14 protein-coding genes are annotated in these 14888 nt (G+C 47.0%); 5 read left to right on the forward strand and 9 right to left on the reverse strand.

The window, feature by feature from the left end; all coding sequences use genetic code 11:
* Window positions 1-296: IS30 family transposase (locus T518_RS10050; protein ID WP_036378594.1), on the forward strand; the 296-nt coding region annotated here is incomplete at its 5' end.
* 228 nt (window positions 297-524) lie between these two features.
* Here T518_RS10050 and ulaA read toward each other — a convergent pair.
* Genes ulaA through T518_RS10065 form a run of 3 tightly spaced genes read right to left on the reverse strand, consistent with a single transcriptional unit; the run spans window position 525 to window position 2699 of the window.
* Complete coding sequence (ulaA, locus tag T518_RS10055) at window positions 525-1871, reverse strand: PTS ascorbate transporter subunit IIC (RefSeq protein WP_036378595.1); 1347 nt, start codon at window positions 1869-1871, stop codon at window positions 525-527.
* 42 nt (window positions 1872-1913) lie between these two features.
* Window positions 1914-2210, reverse strand: a complete 297-nt coding sequence (locus T518_RS10060; protein WP_036378596.1) for a PTS sugar transporter subunit IIB — start codon at window positions 2208-2210, stop codon at window positions 1914-1916.
* A gap of 45 nt (window positions 2211-2255) precedes the next feature.
* The gene (locus T518_RS10065) at window positions 2256-2699 is read right to left on the reverse strand and encodes a PTS sugar transporter subunit IIA (protein WP_051652302.1); all 444 of its coding nucleotides are present in this window, start codon (window positions 2697-2699) and stop codon (window positions 2256-2258) included.
* Window positions 2700-2844: 145 nt separating this feature from the next.
* Between T518_RS10065 and T518_RS10070 the strand changes: the two genes are divergently transcribed.
* Window positions 2845-4947, forward strand: coding sequence for a BglG family transcription antiterminator (locus T518_RS10070; protein ID WP_036378597.1), 2103 nt, complete (start codon window positions 2845-2847; stop codon window positions 4945-4947).
* A gap of 201 nt (window positions 4948-5148) precedes the next feature.
* On the opposite strand, the gene T518_RS11465 is transcribed toward T518_RS10070, so the two are convergent.
* Genes T518_RS11465 through T518_RS10085 form a run of 3 tightly spaced genes read right to left on the reverse strand, consistent with a single transcriptional unit; the run spans window position 5149 to window position 8736 of the window.
* Entirely contained in the window at window positions 5149-6264 is a 1116-nt protein-coding gene (locus T518_RS11465) for a ParB/RepB/Spo0J family partition protein (RefSeq protein ID WP_051652303.1), read from the reverse strand.
* Window positions 6242-7240, reverse strand: coding sequence for an AAA family ATPase (locus tag T518_RS10080; RefSeq protein WP_036378598.1), 999 nt, complete (start codon window positions 7238-7240; stop codon window positions 6242-6244). Before T518_RS10080 ends, T518_RS11465 begins: the two co-directional genes overlap by 23 nt.
* Window positions 7228-8736, reverse strand: a complete 1509-nt coding sequence (locus tag T518_RS10085; RefSeq protein ID WP_036378600.1) for a hypothetical protein — start codon at window positions 8734-8736, stop codon at window positions 7228-7230. Before T518_RS10085 ends, T518_RS10080 begins: the two co-directional genes overlap by 13 nt.
* Window positions 8737-9499: 763 nt before the next feature.
* Here T518_RS10085 and T518_RS10090 point away from each other — a divergent pair.
* From T518_RS10090 to T518_RS10100, 3 genes are read left to right on the forward strand one after another with little or no spacing between them, the layout of a single operon-like run.
* Window positions 9500-11545 (forward strand): phospholipase D family protein, encoded by a 2046-nt coding sequence (locus T518_RS10090; RefSeq protein WP_036378601.1) that lies wholly within the window; start codon window positions 9500-9502, stop codon window positions 11543-11545.
* The gene (locus tag T518_RS10095) at window positions 11538-12116 is read left to right on the forward strand and encodes a hypothetical protein (protein ID WP_162177238.1); all 579 of its coding nucleotides are present in this window, start codon (window positions 11538-11540) and stop codon (window positions 12114-12116) included. The genes T518_RS10090 and T518_RS10095 overlap by 8 nt, the downstream gene beginning before the upstream one ends.
* A 38-nt stretch (window positions 12117-12154) precedes the next feature.
* Complete coding sequence (locus T518_RS10100; protein ID WP_155948153.1) at window positions 12155-12406, forward strand: hypothetical protein; 252 nt, start codon at window positions 12155-12157, stop codon at window positions 12404-12406.
* Between the two features lie 472 nt (window positions 12407-12878).
* Here the strand turns inward: T518_RS10100 and T518_RS11665 are convergent, their stop codons facing one another.
* From T518_RS11665 to T518_RS10115, 3 genes are all read right to left on the reverse strand, one after another.
* On the reverse strand, window positions 12879-13346 hold the full coding sequence (locus T518_RS11665) for an HNH endonuclease (RefSeq protein WP_162177239.1): 468 nt from the start codon (window positions 13344-13346) through the stop codon (window positions 12879-12881).
* 80 nt (window positions 13347-13426) lie between these two features.
* Window positions 13427-14542, reverse strand: a complete 1116-nt coding sequence (locus T518_RS12030; protein WP_162177241.1) for a ParB N-terminal domain-containing protein — start codon at window positions 14540-14542, stop codon at window positions 13427-13429.
* 58 nt (window positions 14543-14600) lie between these two features.
* A partial coding sequence (locus T518_RS10115) for a transposase (protein WP_036378606.1) occupies window positions 14601-14888 on the reverse strand: 288 nt, incomplete at its 5' end.

A 14888-nucleotide genomic window follows, 5' to 3' on the forward strand; every position in this document is an offset into this window, starting at 1 on the left:
ATCTTTCGGTCACGCCAGATCGCGGAAAGGAATTCTCGAAACATGCTCAACTCAGCAAGGAACTGAAGCGTGTGACGTTCTACTTTCCTGCTCCGCACCATCCATGGGAGCGCGGGACCAACGAGAATACCAATGGGCTTCTGCGGGAGTTCTTCCCGAAAGGCAAGGACATCACGGATACGCCAGAGGATTACATCCAACGGAAGTACCATGAGTTGAACCTGCGCCCTAGGAAGTGCCTTGGCTACAAAACACCATATGAGGTCTATTTCTCAAAGGTGTTGCACTTAGCTTGACAATTCGCCCGTAAATTCGGCGGACGCGCCTTATATCCCCAGCCCTGAAGGGACGGGGTTTTACGGCACATTTTGATAAGGATAGTTGCATAAAACAGCAAAAAATTCGACGGGTGAATTTCCTTCATTACAGTAAAGGAAATTCACCCGTCGAATTTTTACTATCTGCTCTACCGAAAACATCAGCCTTAATCTCATGAATCAAGGCTGATGTTTTATTCGATATGATTAAGCTTTCTCCGGTTCTTTCATGAGCTTACTTGCCAGGCAGACAAGGATTGTGAAGCCGATGATGCCGACGAGCAGGGCCGTTTCGCCAAGTGCGCCGATATTGCCGAGGATGATGCCCGGGATGAGGTAATCGGTATCCGCGAAGGTCGAGCTTGCGAGGCTCAGGTTGCCGAGGACCGGCAGGATGAACAGCGGGAGCCAGCTGATGAGCAGGCTGTTGACAGCAGCGCCGATGATTGCACCGCGACGTCCGCCTTTTGCATTGCCGTAGATGGCAGCGGCAGCGCCGCAGAAGAAGTGACCGACAACACCTGGAATGATGACGACCGTACCAAGGGCAACCATGCCAAACATCGAGAGTGTGCCTACGATGAAGCTGACAAAGAAGCCGAGCAGAACGGCATTCGGTGCGTACGGGAAAATGATCGGTACATCCAAAGCAGGCTTGGAGTTCGGCACGAGTTTCATGGCGATGCCCTGGAAGGCCGGGACGATTTCTGCCAAGATCATGCGGACACCCTGCAGAACAACGGCGAAACCTGCAGCGAAGGTACCGGCCTGCACGATTGCATAGATGATGTAGTTCGTTCCTTTGCTAAGGTTTTCCTCTACGAACTGCTGGCCCGTCATCAGAGCGAGGATTATGTAGACGATTGCCATGACAATCGTGATGGAGACCGTTGAATCACGCAGGAATGACATGCTTTTCGGAACATTGATATCTTCTGTGCTGTGCTCTTTATTGCCGAACCACTTGCCGCACCAGCCAGCCAATGCATAGCCGATGTTGCCCGTATGGCCCATAGCAACGGTATCGCCACCGGTGATCACACGCATGAACGGCTGGCAAAGAGCCGGTGTGACGGTGAGCAGCGTGCCTTCGAACAGGCCGCCGAGCAGGATCGTGAAAAGACCATTGCCGAATCCGGCGGAAACGAGAATGACAGCTGTCAGGCATGAAACATAAAGCATGGCTTGGCCAGTCAGGAAGATGTACTTGAACTTCGTGAAGCGCGCCAATGCGATGTTGACCAGCATGCCGACAAACATGATCATCGCTGTCACAGAGCCATAGTCAACCAGGGCAATGGCAACAACTGCTTCATTGCTCGGTACAACGCCCTGTACACCGAGTGAGAACTGGAACATCTTTGCAAATGGATCCAGTGAATTGACAAGGATGCCAGCACCACCCGTCAAAATCAAGAATCCTGCAAAGGTCTTGATGCCTCCCTGAATGACCTGGGTGGTTTTCTTATGCTGTAAGATAAGTCCCAGGACAGCCAGCAAACCGACGAGCAAAGCTGGTGTCTGGACGATACTGACGAAAAGATTCTGTATCATAATCGAAATCCCCCTTTCGATTGAGTCCCCTTAGCTATGTGCTTAGTTATGTGCAATATTATTGTCATCGAGAATCTTGTTGACGGCATCCTTGATCTCATTCTGATCAATCAAGCTGTTGAGCAGGACAACGCGATCTTGCGGCAAACCGGATACGGCATCTCCAAGCGTCTTTTCGACGAAGAAGTAATCGGCCATGTCGGCTGTTGTACTGCCGACATCCGCGTGTTCGACTGCGATTTCCTCTGCCACGCCTTCAGAATTGAGCAGATTCTGGATGTTCATCTGGACCATAAAGCTGCTGCCGAGACCGGACTGACAAATGCATAAGAATTTCATAGTGATTCCTCCTAAAACGTAAATGATATAGAATAGATGATTTCTTTATTTAGCAAGAACACTGGCGAGCAGTTCTTCTTGCGAGGTTGCTGCTAAAATGCGTTGCACATGATCGGCATCCATCAGCAAGGTCGCTAGCTTCTGGATCAGCTCGATGTGGCTTCGATCATCTGGCGTTGCCAAGAAAATCCAGAGGCGCGCTTTGTGAGCCTGGTCATCTAGCAACGCTGCCGGCTGCTTGCTGAGCAGCAGCGCCATAACAGCTTTCTTGGTGGAAGGCAACGGCCTTGCATGCGCTAGCACGATGTTCGGCCCGATGTTCATGTACGGCCCTTTTTCCTCGCACGTTGTGATGATTTCATCGATGTACTCCTGTGCAATCAAGCCATCGTTCAAGAGCGGCTGACCAGCCATCTGAATCATGCTCTTCCAAGATACATGCTCCTGATCGATGTACTGAACATATTGTTCATTGAATACTTCCATCATGCAGTCCCTCCTTTCACTGAGGCTTGTTCCTTATTACAATGCCTATTTTAGACATAATTACCAATCCAAACAAGTGCAATAAAGATTTGACAAAAGTGCAATAACTGAACTATCCTGATACTATCAATACACAGGAGGTCACGTCATGTTATCCTTTTGTTCATTCAAGAACGGCGATAAGCTGTTGACACTGCTACAGCAAAATAATCACGCCATATCCATTGAAGGTCTTCAGGAGGCAATGCAGCTGTCCAGGCGCAGCATCCTCTATTTGATCAAGAAGGTCAATCGCGCCCTTTCCGAGCAGGGGTTGCCCATCATCCAGAATAAGAAGGGACAGGGATATTATCTGGAAGAGCAGGGAAAGCATGCTTTGTGCAGCTATGAGCAAGAGCCCATCGTCTACAATGTCCTGACGCGTCCGCGTAAGATGCGCATCCCATTGAAAGACCTTCATTTAGAAGACCGGAACAGACTGTTGGACTACATGCTGATCACCGAGCCGGGAATCTCGCTCCAGGACTTCATGGACATTTTCCAAGTCGCGCGGAACACCGTCCTGCAGGAGATACGTCATCTGGAATCCTACAATCAAAAAGCTCCCTTCCAAGTCCGCGTCACACCGCGCGGACGCATCATGGAAGGGAGTGAACTGGCAAAAAGGCGATGGGTTATCGAAAACTTCGCCGCCATTTTGCACTTACTTGAACGATACTATACTTTGAGCTATTCACCCGATATTCCGGCTCTGCTGCAATCCTATGAGGATCTCGTGGGCAGCCGCCTGACCGACGATGCACACCATTTCATGATGTACTTCCTCACCTGGTATGATCAACGGCTCATCAACGGAGACAGAGTATCCTTTGCGCAGATCGAATGGTCCGAAGAAGAAATCCGGATTCGTGACTGGGCCAAAGAATTTCTCGCACGCCACAACGTAAGTGACAGGAGTGAGTGCCTCTATCTATGCCGTATTATGCGCCAGCAGGCAGTGATCTCCGTTTCTCAGAAAGATGCGCTCTATGATAGCCTGCATATCTTTGCCGAGCATCTGGTCCATCGCTTTGCTTCTCTGTCCGGGTTGGACATCACGCAGGATCGAAAGGGCCTGGTGGACCGATTGACGGTCCATCTCATCTCTGCATATCATCGGTTGCAGAACGGAATCCGCTACCAAAATCCGATGCTGTCAAAAATCAAACAAGACTATCAAAGCCTGTTCTATCTGACCAAAGCAGCAGTCAAATCACAGGAGTACCTCTGGCATGCAGATTTCTCGGATGACGAGATTGCACTGATTGCTACCTATTTTGGCGGTGCAGTGGTTTCGCAGACAGAAGCAAAAGAACAGCGCCAGATTCTGGTCGTCTGTTCCAGTGGCATCGGTACGTCACAGTTCTTACTATTGCAACTCCGCAATCACTATCCACAAGTCCATTTCACCGGACCGCTCAGCACGGCGGAATGTCTGCAGTTTCCACTTGATGACGTCAGCCTCGTGATCACGACAACATCACGACAGTACTTTCAAGACATCACTTGCCCAGTGTTGTCGATATCGCCATTGCCGACGGCGCAGGAATGGGAGGAGCTCCACAATCGACTGATCGAGTTGAACTTTCCCGTCGATACGGAGCTCCGCGAGAACGTGCGTGAAATCATCGATATCATATCCGACTATGCAAAGATTGAAGACATGAACGGCCTGCTGAAAGGACTCAACGACTACTTTTACAGGAAAAGCCATCGAATGAAAGTCAGCAGTAAACAGAGTCAATCGACATCTCTGCTGAAATACGTGAACTACTGCAGCGGCGAGTTTCCTACCCCCTCGCTAAAGACAAAACCAGCCTGGCAAGAAGCCATCCAGTACGCATGCGAGCCACTCCTGCATAGCCACTTCATTGTCCAGAGCTACATTGACCGCATTATCGCGCTGCTGTCCCGCTACGGCGATTACATGGTCCTCGGCAAAGGCGTCTTGCTCGCACATGCCAAGACAAAAGACGGCGTCCTCGCTAGCTCTGCTGCACTCACCTTATTCCAGAATCCCATCACGATGCAGAGTGGCAAGGAAATCCGCTGCATCATCTGTTTAGCTCCACAGAATCAGCATGATCATCTGGATTTCTTGGCGCTGCTGCTCCAGAAATTGAACGATGCAGAGTGGTGCAAGACCCTGTTCACACGGAGTAGCCAGAACGAATTGGAGTCCTTCATCTGGCAAAGCATGGACGATATTTGAAAGGATATGATCGCCAACGGCAGGTTCAGGGGACGCAGGTCGCCGACAATTTTTTCGATGCCTGCGAAGCCAGGCTGTGCCTGGTCTCAGAGGGCATTTCAGGTGCTGGATAACGTCTCCTTCCAGCATATATCCTGTCTTATAAAAAATTCACCGGGTGAATTTCCTTTAACGAAATGAAGGATATTCACCCGGTGAATTTTATTTTATGAGGAAATCGCCGTATGCGCGCTGCAGGGCTTTCATCTTGCCCTTTGGCACGCAGAGGACAACGACTTCGCTGTCGTCTGGCCGGTCGACTTCGGCCTGGATGGTGTAGGTACGGTCTTGGACATCTACGGATTGGATGTGTCCCAGCTCCTTTTTCGGAGCGGTCGAGATGTCCAGCAGCTCTTCAAAGCGTGGGATGATCTGGTCATACGGGGTCTTGGCGGGGATCTTGAGGATCAGGTCATCCGTCAGGAAGTCGCGGCGCTCCCAGAGCGCCTTCTGGATGGCCGGCGGCCAGCTTGCGATGCGGCTGGCCGTCTTCAGGCGGATCCGTCCCTCATCGAAGTAGGCATAGAACTCAGGGATCAGGCTGAACACCTTGTTCCAGTAGAACACGGAACTGCGCTGGATGTTCATCTGCTCGGCCACGCGGTCCAGGACGGCTGCGACCTTGTTCTTCTTGAGCATCTCCACTTTGGTGTGGATGGCATATGCCTTGTCGCGCGACGAGAGCTCGGCGCGCTGCACGTAGTTCGTATCCGATGCAATCTCGCGGGCCTGGTCATCCGTCAGCTCCCCGTAGCCATAGACCTTTGCCTCGATGGACGCGTACTTCTCGTCGCCTGTGAGCTCGTAGAGGACGCCGTAGATCTCGTTGCGCGTGTTGCCTGCGAGAATCTGGTACATGTTGCCGGCCTCGTCGATGCTGCGGACGACGATTGGCTGCTGCAGGCCCGTGCGGCAGATGCTGTCCGCCATCAGGACTTTTTTCTCCTGCGAGACCTGGGAGAAGGGGTTCCATGCCGCTGGCGTTGGCATGAGCTTCGTGCGCGGGATCCGCATGAAACGGCCTGCGGTGCCAGCGATTTCCGTCAGGACATCCTCCACATCACGCTTTGTGCGCAGCGTTCCTTCTGTGTCCTCTGCACGCGCTGGCGAGCCATCTGCCCCCGGCGGGGCTGCTGGCGCTTGCGGGGCACGCATCTGCTCGGCGATTGCCTTCTTGAGCTTCGGGTCCGCGAATCGGTCGCTGACGCCGATCGTCCCCTTGATATCTTCAGGGCGCGCATCGGACTTGGCAAAGTTAATCGTTCTGTTTCTCATCATTGTCAATTCGCTCCACCATTTCATCTAAAAGTTTCACATAAGCCTTCGACGCCTTGCAGGCCGGCTTGCGGTACGTGACCGGATAGCCCTCATTCTCCGCATTGACGACATCCTGGTTGCGCGGGATCTTCGTCTGGAAGAGGTCCTTGTCCCAGTTGCCCTTGACCATCGGCAGCAGCGTGTGGAAGGACGTCGTGCGGTCCTGGACCTTCGTGAAGAAGACGCCGAGCAACTTGAGCGCCGGGTTGAGCTCACGGCTCTTGGCCATGAACTGGTAAATCGTGTTGGCGCCGACGATCGAGTCCCAGCTGGCTTCAACCGGGATGATCACGTAGTCACTGCCGATGAAGATGGAGGACACCTCATTGTTGACGGCCGGGCGTGCATCGATGAGGATGTAGTCGTACTTGTCGAGCGAGCGGATCTCCGCGAGCAGCTTGCGGAACATCGTCGCACTCGCGATGCTGTCCGTCGTCAGCAGCGTGTAGACTCCATCGAGGCGGATGTCGGAGTAGATGATGTCGATGCGCGGGAACTCGTCCAGGTGATTGATGAAGTAGCCGAGCGGCTGATGCTCCGTGCCGCGGAAGCGGTCCTCAATCAGCGAGCCGAGGTAATTCGGGATGGCCTGCTCCGGGCTGTCTGCACTGTAGCCAAAGCGTCCCGAGAGATTGCCCTGCGGGTCCGCATCGATGACGAGCACGTGCTTGCCGCGCTTCGACAGGAGGTCAGCAAATGCCGCCGTCGAGGTCGTCTTGCCCACGCCCCCCTTGTTGTTGGCGATGCAGATGGCAATGCCCTTGTGCTTTGCCGCTCCCTCCATGGAAGCCTCTTCCTTCTGATAGAGCGTATCGACGGCGCGGTCCAGGACACGCGTCTGCGGAATGCCCTTGCGCTTCGACAGCGTGCGCAGCTTCTCCGCATTGTCCTTTGACAAGGTCGTGTTGATGACCTTGCGATTGATCAGGTCTGCCAAGCTTCTTCATCCTTTCCGTAGTGACTTGTACTTGTAGAAGTTTCTGGATATAGTTTAGCATAAAGCCATCTACATAGCAACAAGAATGTAGAAGTTATAGAATCTGGAGAGCTGCCCCGAGCGCCTACACGGTTATCCTCGGTCCGGCCTGCGCAAACGGAGCCAAGCTCGCCCCAAGGGGCAGGTATATATGCAATGAATGACGCAGGGGCAGCAATCCCCGCATCTGACGTCTTGGCAGCCTTGGCCGTGCGCGCAGAGGCCACAGGTTCACTGGCAGCCATCTGCGCTGGAACGCGATCCAGCAGTCTGTCCATCCACTCGTGGAAATATTTGGCCGCCGTCCTGCGCGTGATGGAGAGCTTGCGCGCGAGCTCCGAGATGGTCGCCAGTGGCGCTTCCCTGAGACAGGCCCAGACGCGCCTGCGGCTCGCCTCCGTGCGGTCTGCTGCGATCTTGGCCAGGTGTTCTTCGCGCGTGCGGCCATTGCGCTTCGTCTTGCGGTCAAATGACCAGCCCAGCCAGTTTTCAAGCGTTGCAGCGCGGACCGTCCTCGCCTTCTCGGGATCACAGACCTCGAGCGCATGTTTTGCTTCGCGCTGGGGGAGACCGAGCACAGCGGCGAGATGCATGACATCCTCAGAGATGGCCTCAAGCGCCATGCCGCACTTGTAGCCGACATAGGTGAGCGCGAAGAGCGCGGTGTAGCGGTGGCCCTCCTGTGTCCGCTCGGCAATCTTTTCGACGAGATAGGCATAGAAGCCCCGCTTCGCATGGGGAGTAGCGGCCCGACGACCTGCCTTTGTAACAGGATGAACCGCCTTCTGTGGGCGTGTCCAGGTCACGCCGACGGACTGCGCGAGTGCTGCAATCGTCATGTGCGTCCCGACGCAGTAGGCGCGGCAAACCTGCCCGAGCTTCGTCAGGCTGCCGACGATGCGGTACGCATGCGAGATGCCCGTCGTGAGATCCGCGTCAAAGCGATGCCGGCGGAACACCTTCAAGAGTCCGTGGTGGATGCGCTTCAGCAGTTTCTTGGCCCAGTCGTATGTCTGGACCGGCTCCTGCAGCACGTAGACGAGGTGCACGCCGTTGCCCGAATTGACGAGATACGTCGGGCGATGGCCGAAGAAATCCGCATCACAGAGGCGGCGCAGCTGCTTCGCCGCGACGTGATCCAGGTCGATGTAGAGACAGGAAGTCGACTGCATCAGAGCCTCCAGCGCATACGAGTGGTAGTAGGCCGCCGGGTAGACGTAGGCATCCCGGCGAGCACCTGCATCCAGCAGCATGTCCATCACATCATCATAGCGGCGCATGCGTTGCCCCTTCTTGGCCTGCGCGTGCATGGCACAGAGCTGGAAATTCGGCTCGTCTTCGATGTGGCCGAGAATCTCGTCGTAAAAACGGCACGGCGAGACAGACGCATACCGCGCCTGCAGATATTCCGTCTTCCGCTTCGCATCCTGCCACGGATTGCAGCCGACTCTTTTCATTGTCTCACTCCTATCTGGATTCTCATTCGTGCCATACAAAAAGGCCTGCCCTTATCGGACAGACCTTGATTTCGTATCGATAAAATCCTGTAGGAGCCCCACCAATCCTAGCGCCTCGATAGACTGCGCCATGGTAGGGGAACCTGGCCCCTTCGCTCGTGCAGATGCACCGGGGCCAGAATCTCATGATATCTTCTTTCACAGAGCTCTTGTTTTCTAGTTCTATCTTTGCTACAATGATAGAAGACATCCACAGTTATTTTATCGGAAATGCTTCTTCCGATAAGAGAGTCACATCGCGATTGCAGTCATGATGTGAGCTGTGATATAGGGAGCTCTTCAGCATTGCAGTGCTGAAGAGCTCTTTTCTTATATCACGTCGTTGTCTTTGCTCCTTCCATGATAGCATAGCCAATTCTTAAACGCAACCTAGAAAAAATAATCCGTCAATTCAAGAAAAATTCACCCGGTGAATTTCCTTTGCCTCAGTAAAGGATTCGGTGCAAGGAAGAATTTGCTGATTGGATTCTGAAAGATTGAGTGAATATACCTTATGAAAGGCTTTGAACGTATAAGTATGACTTATGAGTTCAGCCCTTTTTTATTGCATGTCGTTACTAGTTAGAAGGTTCCGAGATGGCTTCAACCGGCATTTCTTCCAGGAAGTTGAGGCGTTGCAGGGAATTTAGAATATCCAATTGACATTTTTATAATTGGACACTATAGTAAAGATATAAAATAAACAAGAGATGGAGGAATTTGCATGGAAGAGAAGAATAACACGCAACAAGACAGTTTGTTTTTTGTCGTTCCAGGTGGTAATTATGGGACATCTGACATTGTAGCGTATAAGATTCAGATGATGGAAGAAGTGCAGACAACGTGGCAGGAACTTTTTCATGGCTTTGATGAGCTACATGCTGTCACCTACTCTCTTGGCATTAAACAGGTCGAGAGCGTCATGGGCCTGTTTCAACGTGGCGATGTTGTGATTGGTAGTCCGAGCCAGGTAAGACAAGCCGTACAAGAATTATTGGCTGAACAGGAATTTGATTTAAAAACCATTTGCCAAAATGCTTATTTGCAGCAGCGTATCAAAGATGGAAGCTTTCAATTTTATTTAGAAGATGGAGGGGTTCACGCAAAGATATATCTTTTGAGCTCGAATGATGGTAGAAATAGAATCATACTTGGTTCGGCAAACTTCTCTCAGCAAGCGTGGAATGGTACGCAGCTAGAGACATATCTTTTTGAAGACAACTCACGATTCTTTGAGCATTATATGCAACTTTATGAAGCGTTGCGGGATGAATCATCATCAAAAATCAGCGTTAAGGCGAAACCATTGCAGGCAGACGGATCCAACTTACAAGACCTGCCTATTATACAGAAGGTCGTCCAAGCTCGTAAACCCGTCATTATCGAAAAAGTACCATCACGAGAGGAGGTGGAATACACCTTTTCTATTACGCAAGAAGGGAAGGAGTGGGCTGCGCGTGTCAATCATGCATATGTAAAGCCAGACGCCAATGGTGTGATACACTTTACCGCAAAGGCCGTTGATTGGATGCAGGCATATATGAAAAAATCGGAGCATGAGAAAAAAGTGCGTGTGATAGAAAATCCAGAATTTTTATTAGACTATAAGGAACACAGTGCTTCTTTTTCGGGGAGAACATGGAATCTAGATTCGTCTAAAGAGGATGTCCAACGTGATATTCGTTGTTTATATCAATATCTAGATGGGACAGAGGGATTCACTGGAGATATCAAACAATTACAGGAAACGTATACCAAGATATTATTATATATGTTTTTGTCACCATTTATGGCAAAATTGCGTTATGATTATAGTCCATACGCACCAGAAAATTCTGTAGGAAAATATTTTCCCATGTACATGATTGTGCGTGGCCCTAAGAGTGGAGGAAAATCCTCTATTATACGGACTGGCCAACACTTGATGTTTGGAAAAAGCCTGCATACTTTGCCAACAAATGTTATATCTCCGGCAAAGTTGGACGCATATAAGGTGAGTATTAAAGGTTGTCCTGTCCTGATTGATGATGTGACGAATTCAAGATTCAGATATTTGAAAGATATCGTGAAATCAGATGATGCGTTAATTCGAGGCCGCAACATCAATCACGGGACGTTCTTGATTACAACGAATGATGGTCAAGTACTAGATCCAAGTGTCATCAAGCGAACCTTGATCTTTACGATTCCAAATCAGTTAGCAGAAGATGAAAGTGTTAAACGTGATTCAAGTTTTGCACAGTTGCAGAAAAGGATGGGAAATGCCCTGTACCGTGCATTTTTACACCGTATGTTTGATGAAATTGATGTATTCTCGGATTATATGGTATCGGATGTCAAGAAAATGGATGGATGGTTTCCTGACATCTTCAAAGTAGGAGCAAAAATTCTGCAAAAAGTCATAACTGATGCAGATATGGAACTATATCCATCCATAAAATCCTTTACTTGGCAGGATTTCATGGGAGAGATGACGAAATCTCAAAAGGCAATTTATATACTAGATGCATTATTCGATGAGTATAGCGATTGTTTCCATGTAAAAAAAGAAACGGATTCACTCCGTATTGATTTTTCGACGGTTGAATCAAAACAGGTCAATAAGTTCCTTGATATGCTTCAAAATGAATTGCCTGTAGCATTAGAACCACGTATGATTGGCAATATCCTGCAATTGCGATACTCTAAGACAAAAGAAGTGACTGGTATAGATTTTCAAAAACAAAAGAATTTCTTTAGCCGTATATCCTCTATTTTTCGAGGTGATTAATATTACAAGTTTAGTGGTATATCGAAAAAATAATGAATCAATATCTTATTTCCAGGATAAGATCAAGCAGTATTTTCCATCTGTAAAGGATTATACGCTTTATACAGATCAAACAAGAGATTCGTTAGCTTATCAGCAGATGAAGGAGGATATTTCTGACCAAAAAACAATAGTATTAATGGATGACATTCATGATTTATCGCTCGAATTAATCGCTCAGATACATGAAATAGACTGGTTTTTAGACCAGTCTATTTCATGTATCTTTTTTACGTATACAACAATGTTAGAACATCCAGAACGTAATCAAGAACATCTTCGATTGTTAAAAGACTATTTATTGTCATCCTATCAAAAAAAGAAGGTTCTTCCATTTCAACCTGTCATACGTAAAAAGCGCATCAATTATCCGAATCGATGGGAAGAGCTATTTCATAAATGGGAGAAAAAAGAAATAACGGCAAGATATTTCATGAAAGAGTGCGGCTTAAAACGAGGTACTTTTTATCATATGATTGCGGATTATAAAGAACAAACAGGTTCTATGAAAAAAACTGTAAGTATCACATAAGAGGTATATTGTAACTTCTTTTTGACGCCAAAATGTGGATGGCAGATATCGCCTTGGGACTATACTATACTGCAGTCACGCCACACCTTTATGAGGACGATGAAGAAGATGATGCTGGTGACAATGATCATGATGAAGAGGAAAAAGCTAGGCCGTTTGCCACTTACGATGGCTACTGGAAGATGATCTCTGAAAATACAACAGAGTTGATTGATTGGGCAGATTTTGTAAATCTGATGTCAGGCACCGAGTGGATCAACGAAAACGCCTATCCGATTGGAGCGTTCTGAAAAAATTCGACGGGTGAATATCCTTCATCATGGTAAAGGATATTCACCCGTCGAATTTTTGCTAGGGACCATGTGTGTTTGACTCAGTCGGGCATCCTCGCTTTCGGTCCTGTCGTTATCGATACGATAAAACCCAGTGAGCCTTAATCTACTAAAGCAATCGAATATCGGATTATCTTTTGGCGGATATCAAATGTGAAAATCAGATAGGTACGCGTGGCACCTGTCATAAGATACCAACTTTCATAGCGCTTTTGCTTGCTATAGTAATGTTGGCCTCGTCGCAGATAGAAACAAGGATGAAAAAATCGCTAAGAGTCTGTTAACTATCCGGCTGGCTGGTGTATAATTGAGACACCACGTAGCACCTCTTGTGTTGGGGGTGTGGTGAATCTATTATATACCAGGAGGGGATACGTGATTTTATTATGTCTCAGAATCTGTAAACTGCTGTAAATTTTATAACGTGTTTTTATTTTAATGAGTGTATGTTTCCTTTGGCAATTAATTGTGTTAAGAAGGAAACTTTATTACCTTTTTTCTCGTTACAGGAACTGCATAATACTTGATAATTGTCATTAAGTTCATCTCCAGTATAGCTAAATGGAATGACATGGTCTATATGGCAATCATCGTGTAGACTTGAAATTTTTTTCCCACAAAAAGCACATTTATTATTTTGATTGATAAGTATTTTTTCTTTTTCTGCATCAGGGAGCGATATACGTTGATCTAATCGATTGAACGATGCTTTCAGTAGTGTAATTATATAAGAATAATCTTCATCATTTAAATTTAGAGATGTAATTTGATTGATGAAGTTTTTATAGATAATATTTTCTGCATATTGATTTTGTGATTTTCTCAGAGAATCTCTTAGATTATATTTTATGTTATCGTCTTTTATGGCGTTAAAACATAAGACAAATATCTCGTTCATGATTTCTCTATAAAAAACATCTTTAACCTTACTCTCTTTTATTCTGTTTCTATTAAAAAGATTTTCTAGTCTATTCATTTTTATATATCTGCAAGAGGATCAAATGTGTTTCCATCCATCTCTTTATAATATTTACTTATTTCATCACTAGTTTTTTTTGCAAATCCAGTAACTCCAGAATCGCTACCGAAAAAGGCTTTTTTTGCGTTATTATCACTACCCAATTTATCCAAAATATTTATTTTTATATTATTAACGATATTCTTTACATTGTCTTCGTTTAGTGTTTCCTTTCGATTATTTAAAATATTGTAAATACAAGGATAAATACAAAGTACGTATTGAAGGCCAAGAATTTTTTCTAAAGTCTTTGGCTTTCGACGATTGTTAAATTTTATATCGAAAACATCTTCCCATGCACGTAAATAATTTGATATGACTTTTACTTGCTTTTCCACATCAAAATCTTTTAACATATCGTATACTTTTGATTTTTCTAATACACGTTGCACTTGAAGTAATTTTAGACCATTTACTAATTTTCCCCCTTCTATTATTATACGACCTTTTAAGGGAGAGATATCTTCTTTATTCAATTTCTTTATAAGGTTATATATTTTTCTATCATCATCTGATAATACTCCCAGCCATTCCATCATGTTCTGCAATACATTTCTATCAACTTTTTCAACTCGTTCATTCGTGACAATAAAAAGTTCACCTTTCTCCTCTCTGGTAAGTTTTTGAAAAGCGATAAATCCCATATCATAACGTTCTGAATCTTTGAAATCAATATTACGATATTTTTGCGTAAATGATATTAATCTATGCTGCCCATCTAATATTTCTATATCACCTAAACATTCCTTTTTTTCATTATCATTTTCAGGAAATAATAGATAATATTCCCCGTCTTTTCTTTCTATTTTTATATGACCATCTGCTTTTAAATTTAAGATTGGAACAGTAGGTAAAAATCCTCTTGCTGGTTTTGATGTTCCTTTTTTTAGAGGTTCTTTACCGGCAACATATTTAGAAATATCTTTTACGCGTTTTTCTGTCCAAGGACGTTGAAATTCTTGAACTTTATCTTTGTTTGCAATTTTCACTTCTGCGATAATATCTCGAGGATCTGCTACAAAAAAGAAGAAGCGCTTTCCTTTTTGCTCTAGCTCCATTGCTTTTATTCGTTTCATACAAGGTAGTGTCAAGATTCTTTCGCAAATTCATTTCATCCGCCAGTAAATATCGGCATCAGATGTATGGATTTTCCTCGTCAGCTGGCTGCTCAATTTCCATCTTGAATAGATGCTCCATGTCCATATAGCGTTTTGAGCCCCATTCTGAGGCGGCAACATGGCGAAGTCTGGCACAGACGAGCATCAGCGCACTGTTGCCATCAGGAAATGCACCAATGGCCCTTGTACGGCGGCGTATCTCGCGATTTACTCGTTCCGTCAAGTTATTCGTGCGGATCCGACTCCAATGCTCAGTAGGAAAATCCATGTAAGTCAAAGTTTCGCCAACGCTTTCCTCAACCTT

This window comes from Mitsuokella jalaludinii DSM 13811 (genome assembly GCF_000702905.1).
Lineage (GTDB): Bacteria > Bacillota > Negativicutes > Selenomonadales > Selenomonadaceae > Mitsuokella > Mitsuokella jalaludinii.

Coding starts and splice junctions, on each gene's coding strand:
- T518_RS12030 (WP_162177241.1), bottom strand. CDS start 14,542: ATGAAACGAATAAAAGCAATGGAGCTAGAGCAAAAAGGAAAGCGCTTC.
- T518_RS11665 (WP_162177239.1), bottom strand. CDS start 13,346: ATGAACGAGATATTTGTCTTATGTTTTAACGCCATAAAAGACGATAAC.
- T518_RS10090 (WP_036378601.1), top strand. CDS start 9,500: ATGGAAGAGAAGAATAACACGCAACAAGACAGTTTGTTTTTTGTCGTT.
- T518_RS11465 (WP_051652303.1), bottom strand. CDS start 6,264: ATGATGAGAAACAGAACGATTAACTTTGCCAAGTCCGATGCGCGCCCT.
- T518_RS10065 (WP_051652302.1), bottom strand. CDS start 2,699: ATGATGGAAGTATTCAATGAACAATATGTTCAGTACATCGATCAGGAG.
- T518_RS10085 (WP_036378600.1), bottom strand. CDS start 8,736: ATGAAAAGAGTCGGCTGCAATCCGTGGCAGGATGCGAAGCGGAAGACG.
- ulaA (WP_036378595.1), bottom strand. CDS start 1,871: ATGATACAGAATCTTTTCGTCAGTATCGTCCAGACACCAGCTTTGCTC.
- T518_RS10070 (WP_036378597.1), top strand. CDS start 2,845: ATGTTATCCTTTTGTTCATTCAAGAACGGCGATAAGCTGTTGACACTG.
- T518_RS10100 (WP_155948153.1), top strand. CDS start 12,155: ATGGCAGATATCGCCTTGGGACTATACTATACTGCAGTCACGCCACAC.
- T518_RS10060 (WP_036378596.1), bottom strand. CDS start 2,210: ATGAAATTCTTATGCATTTGTCAGTCCGGTCTCGGCAGCAGCTTTATG.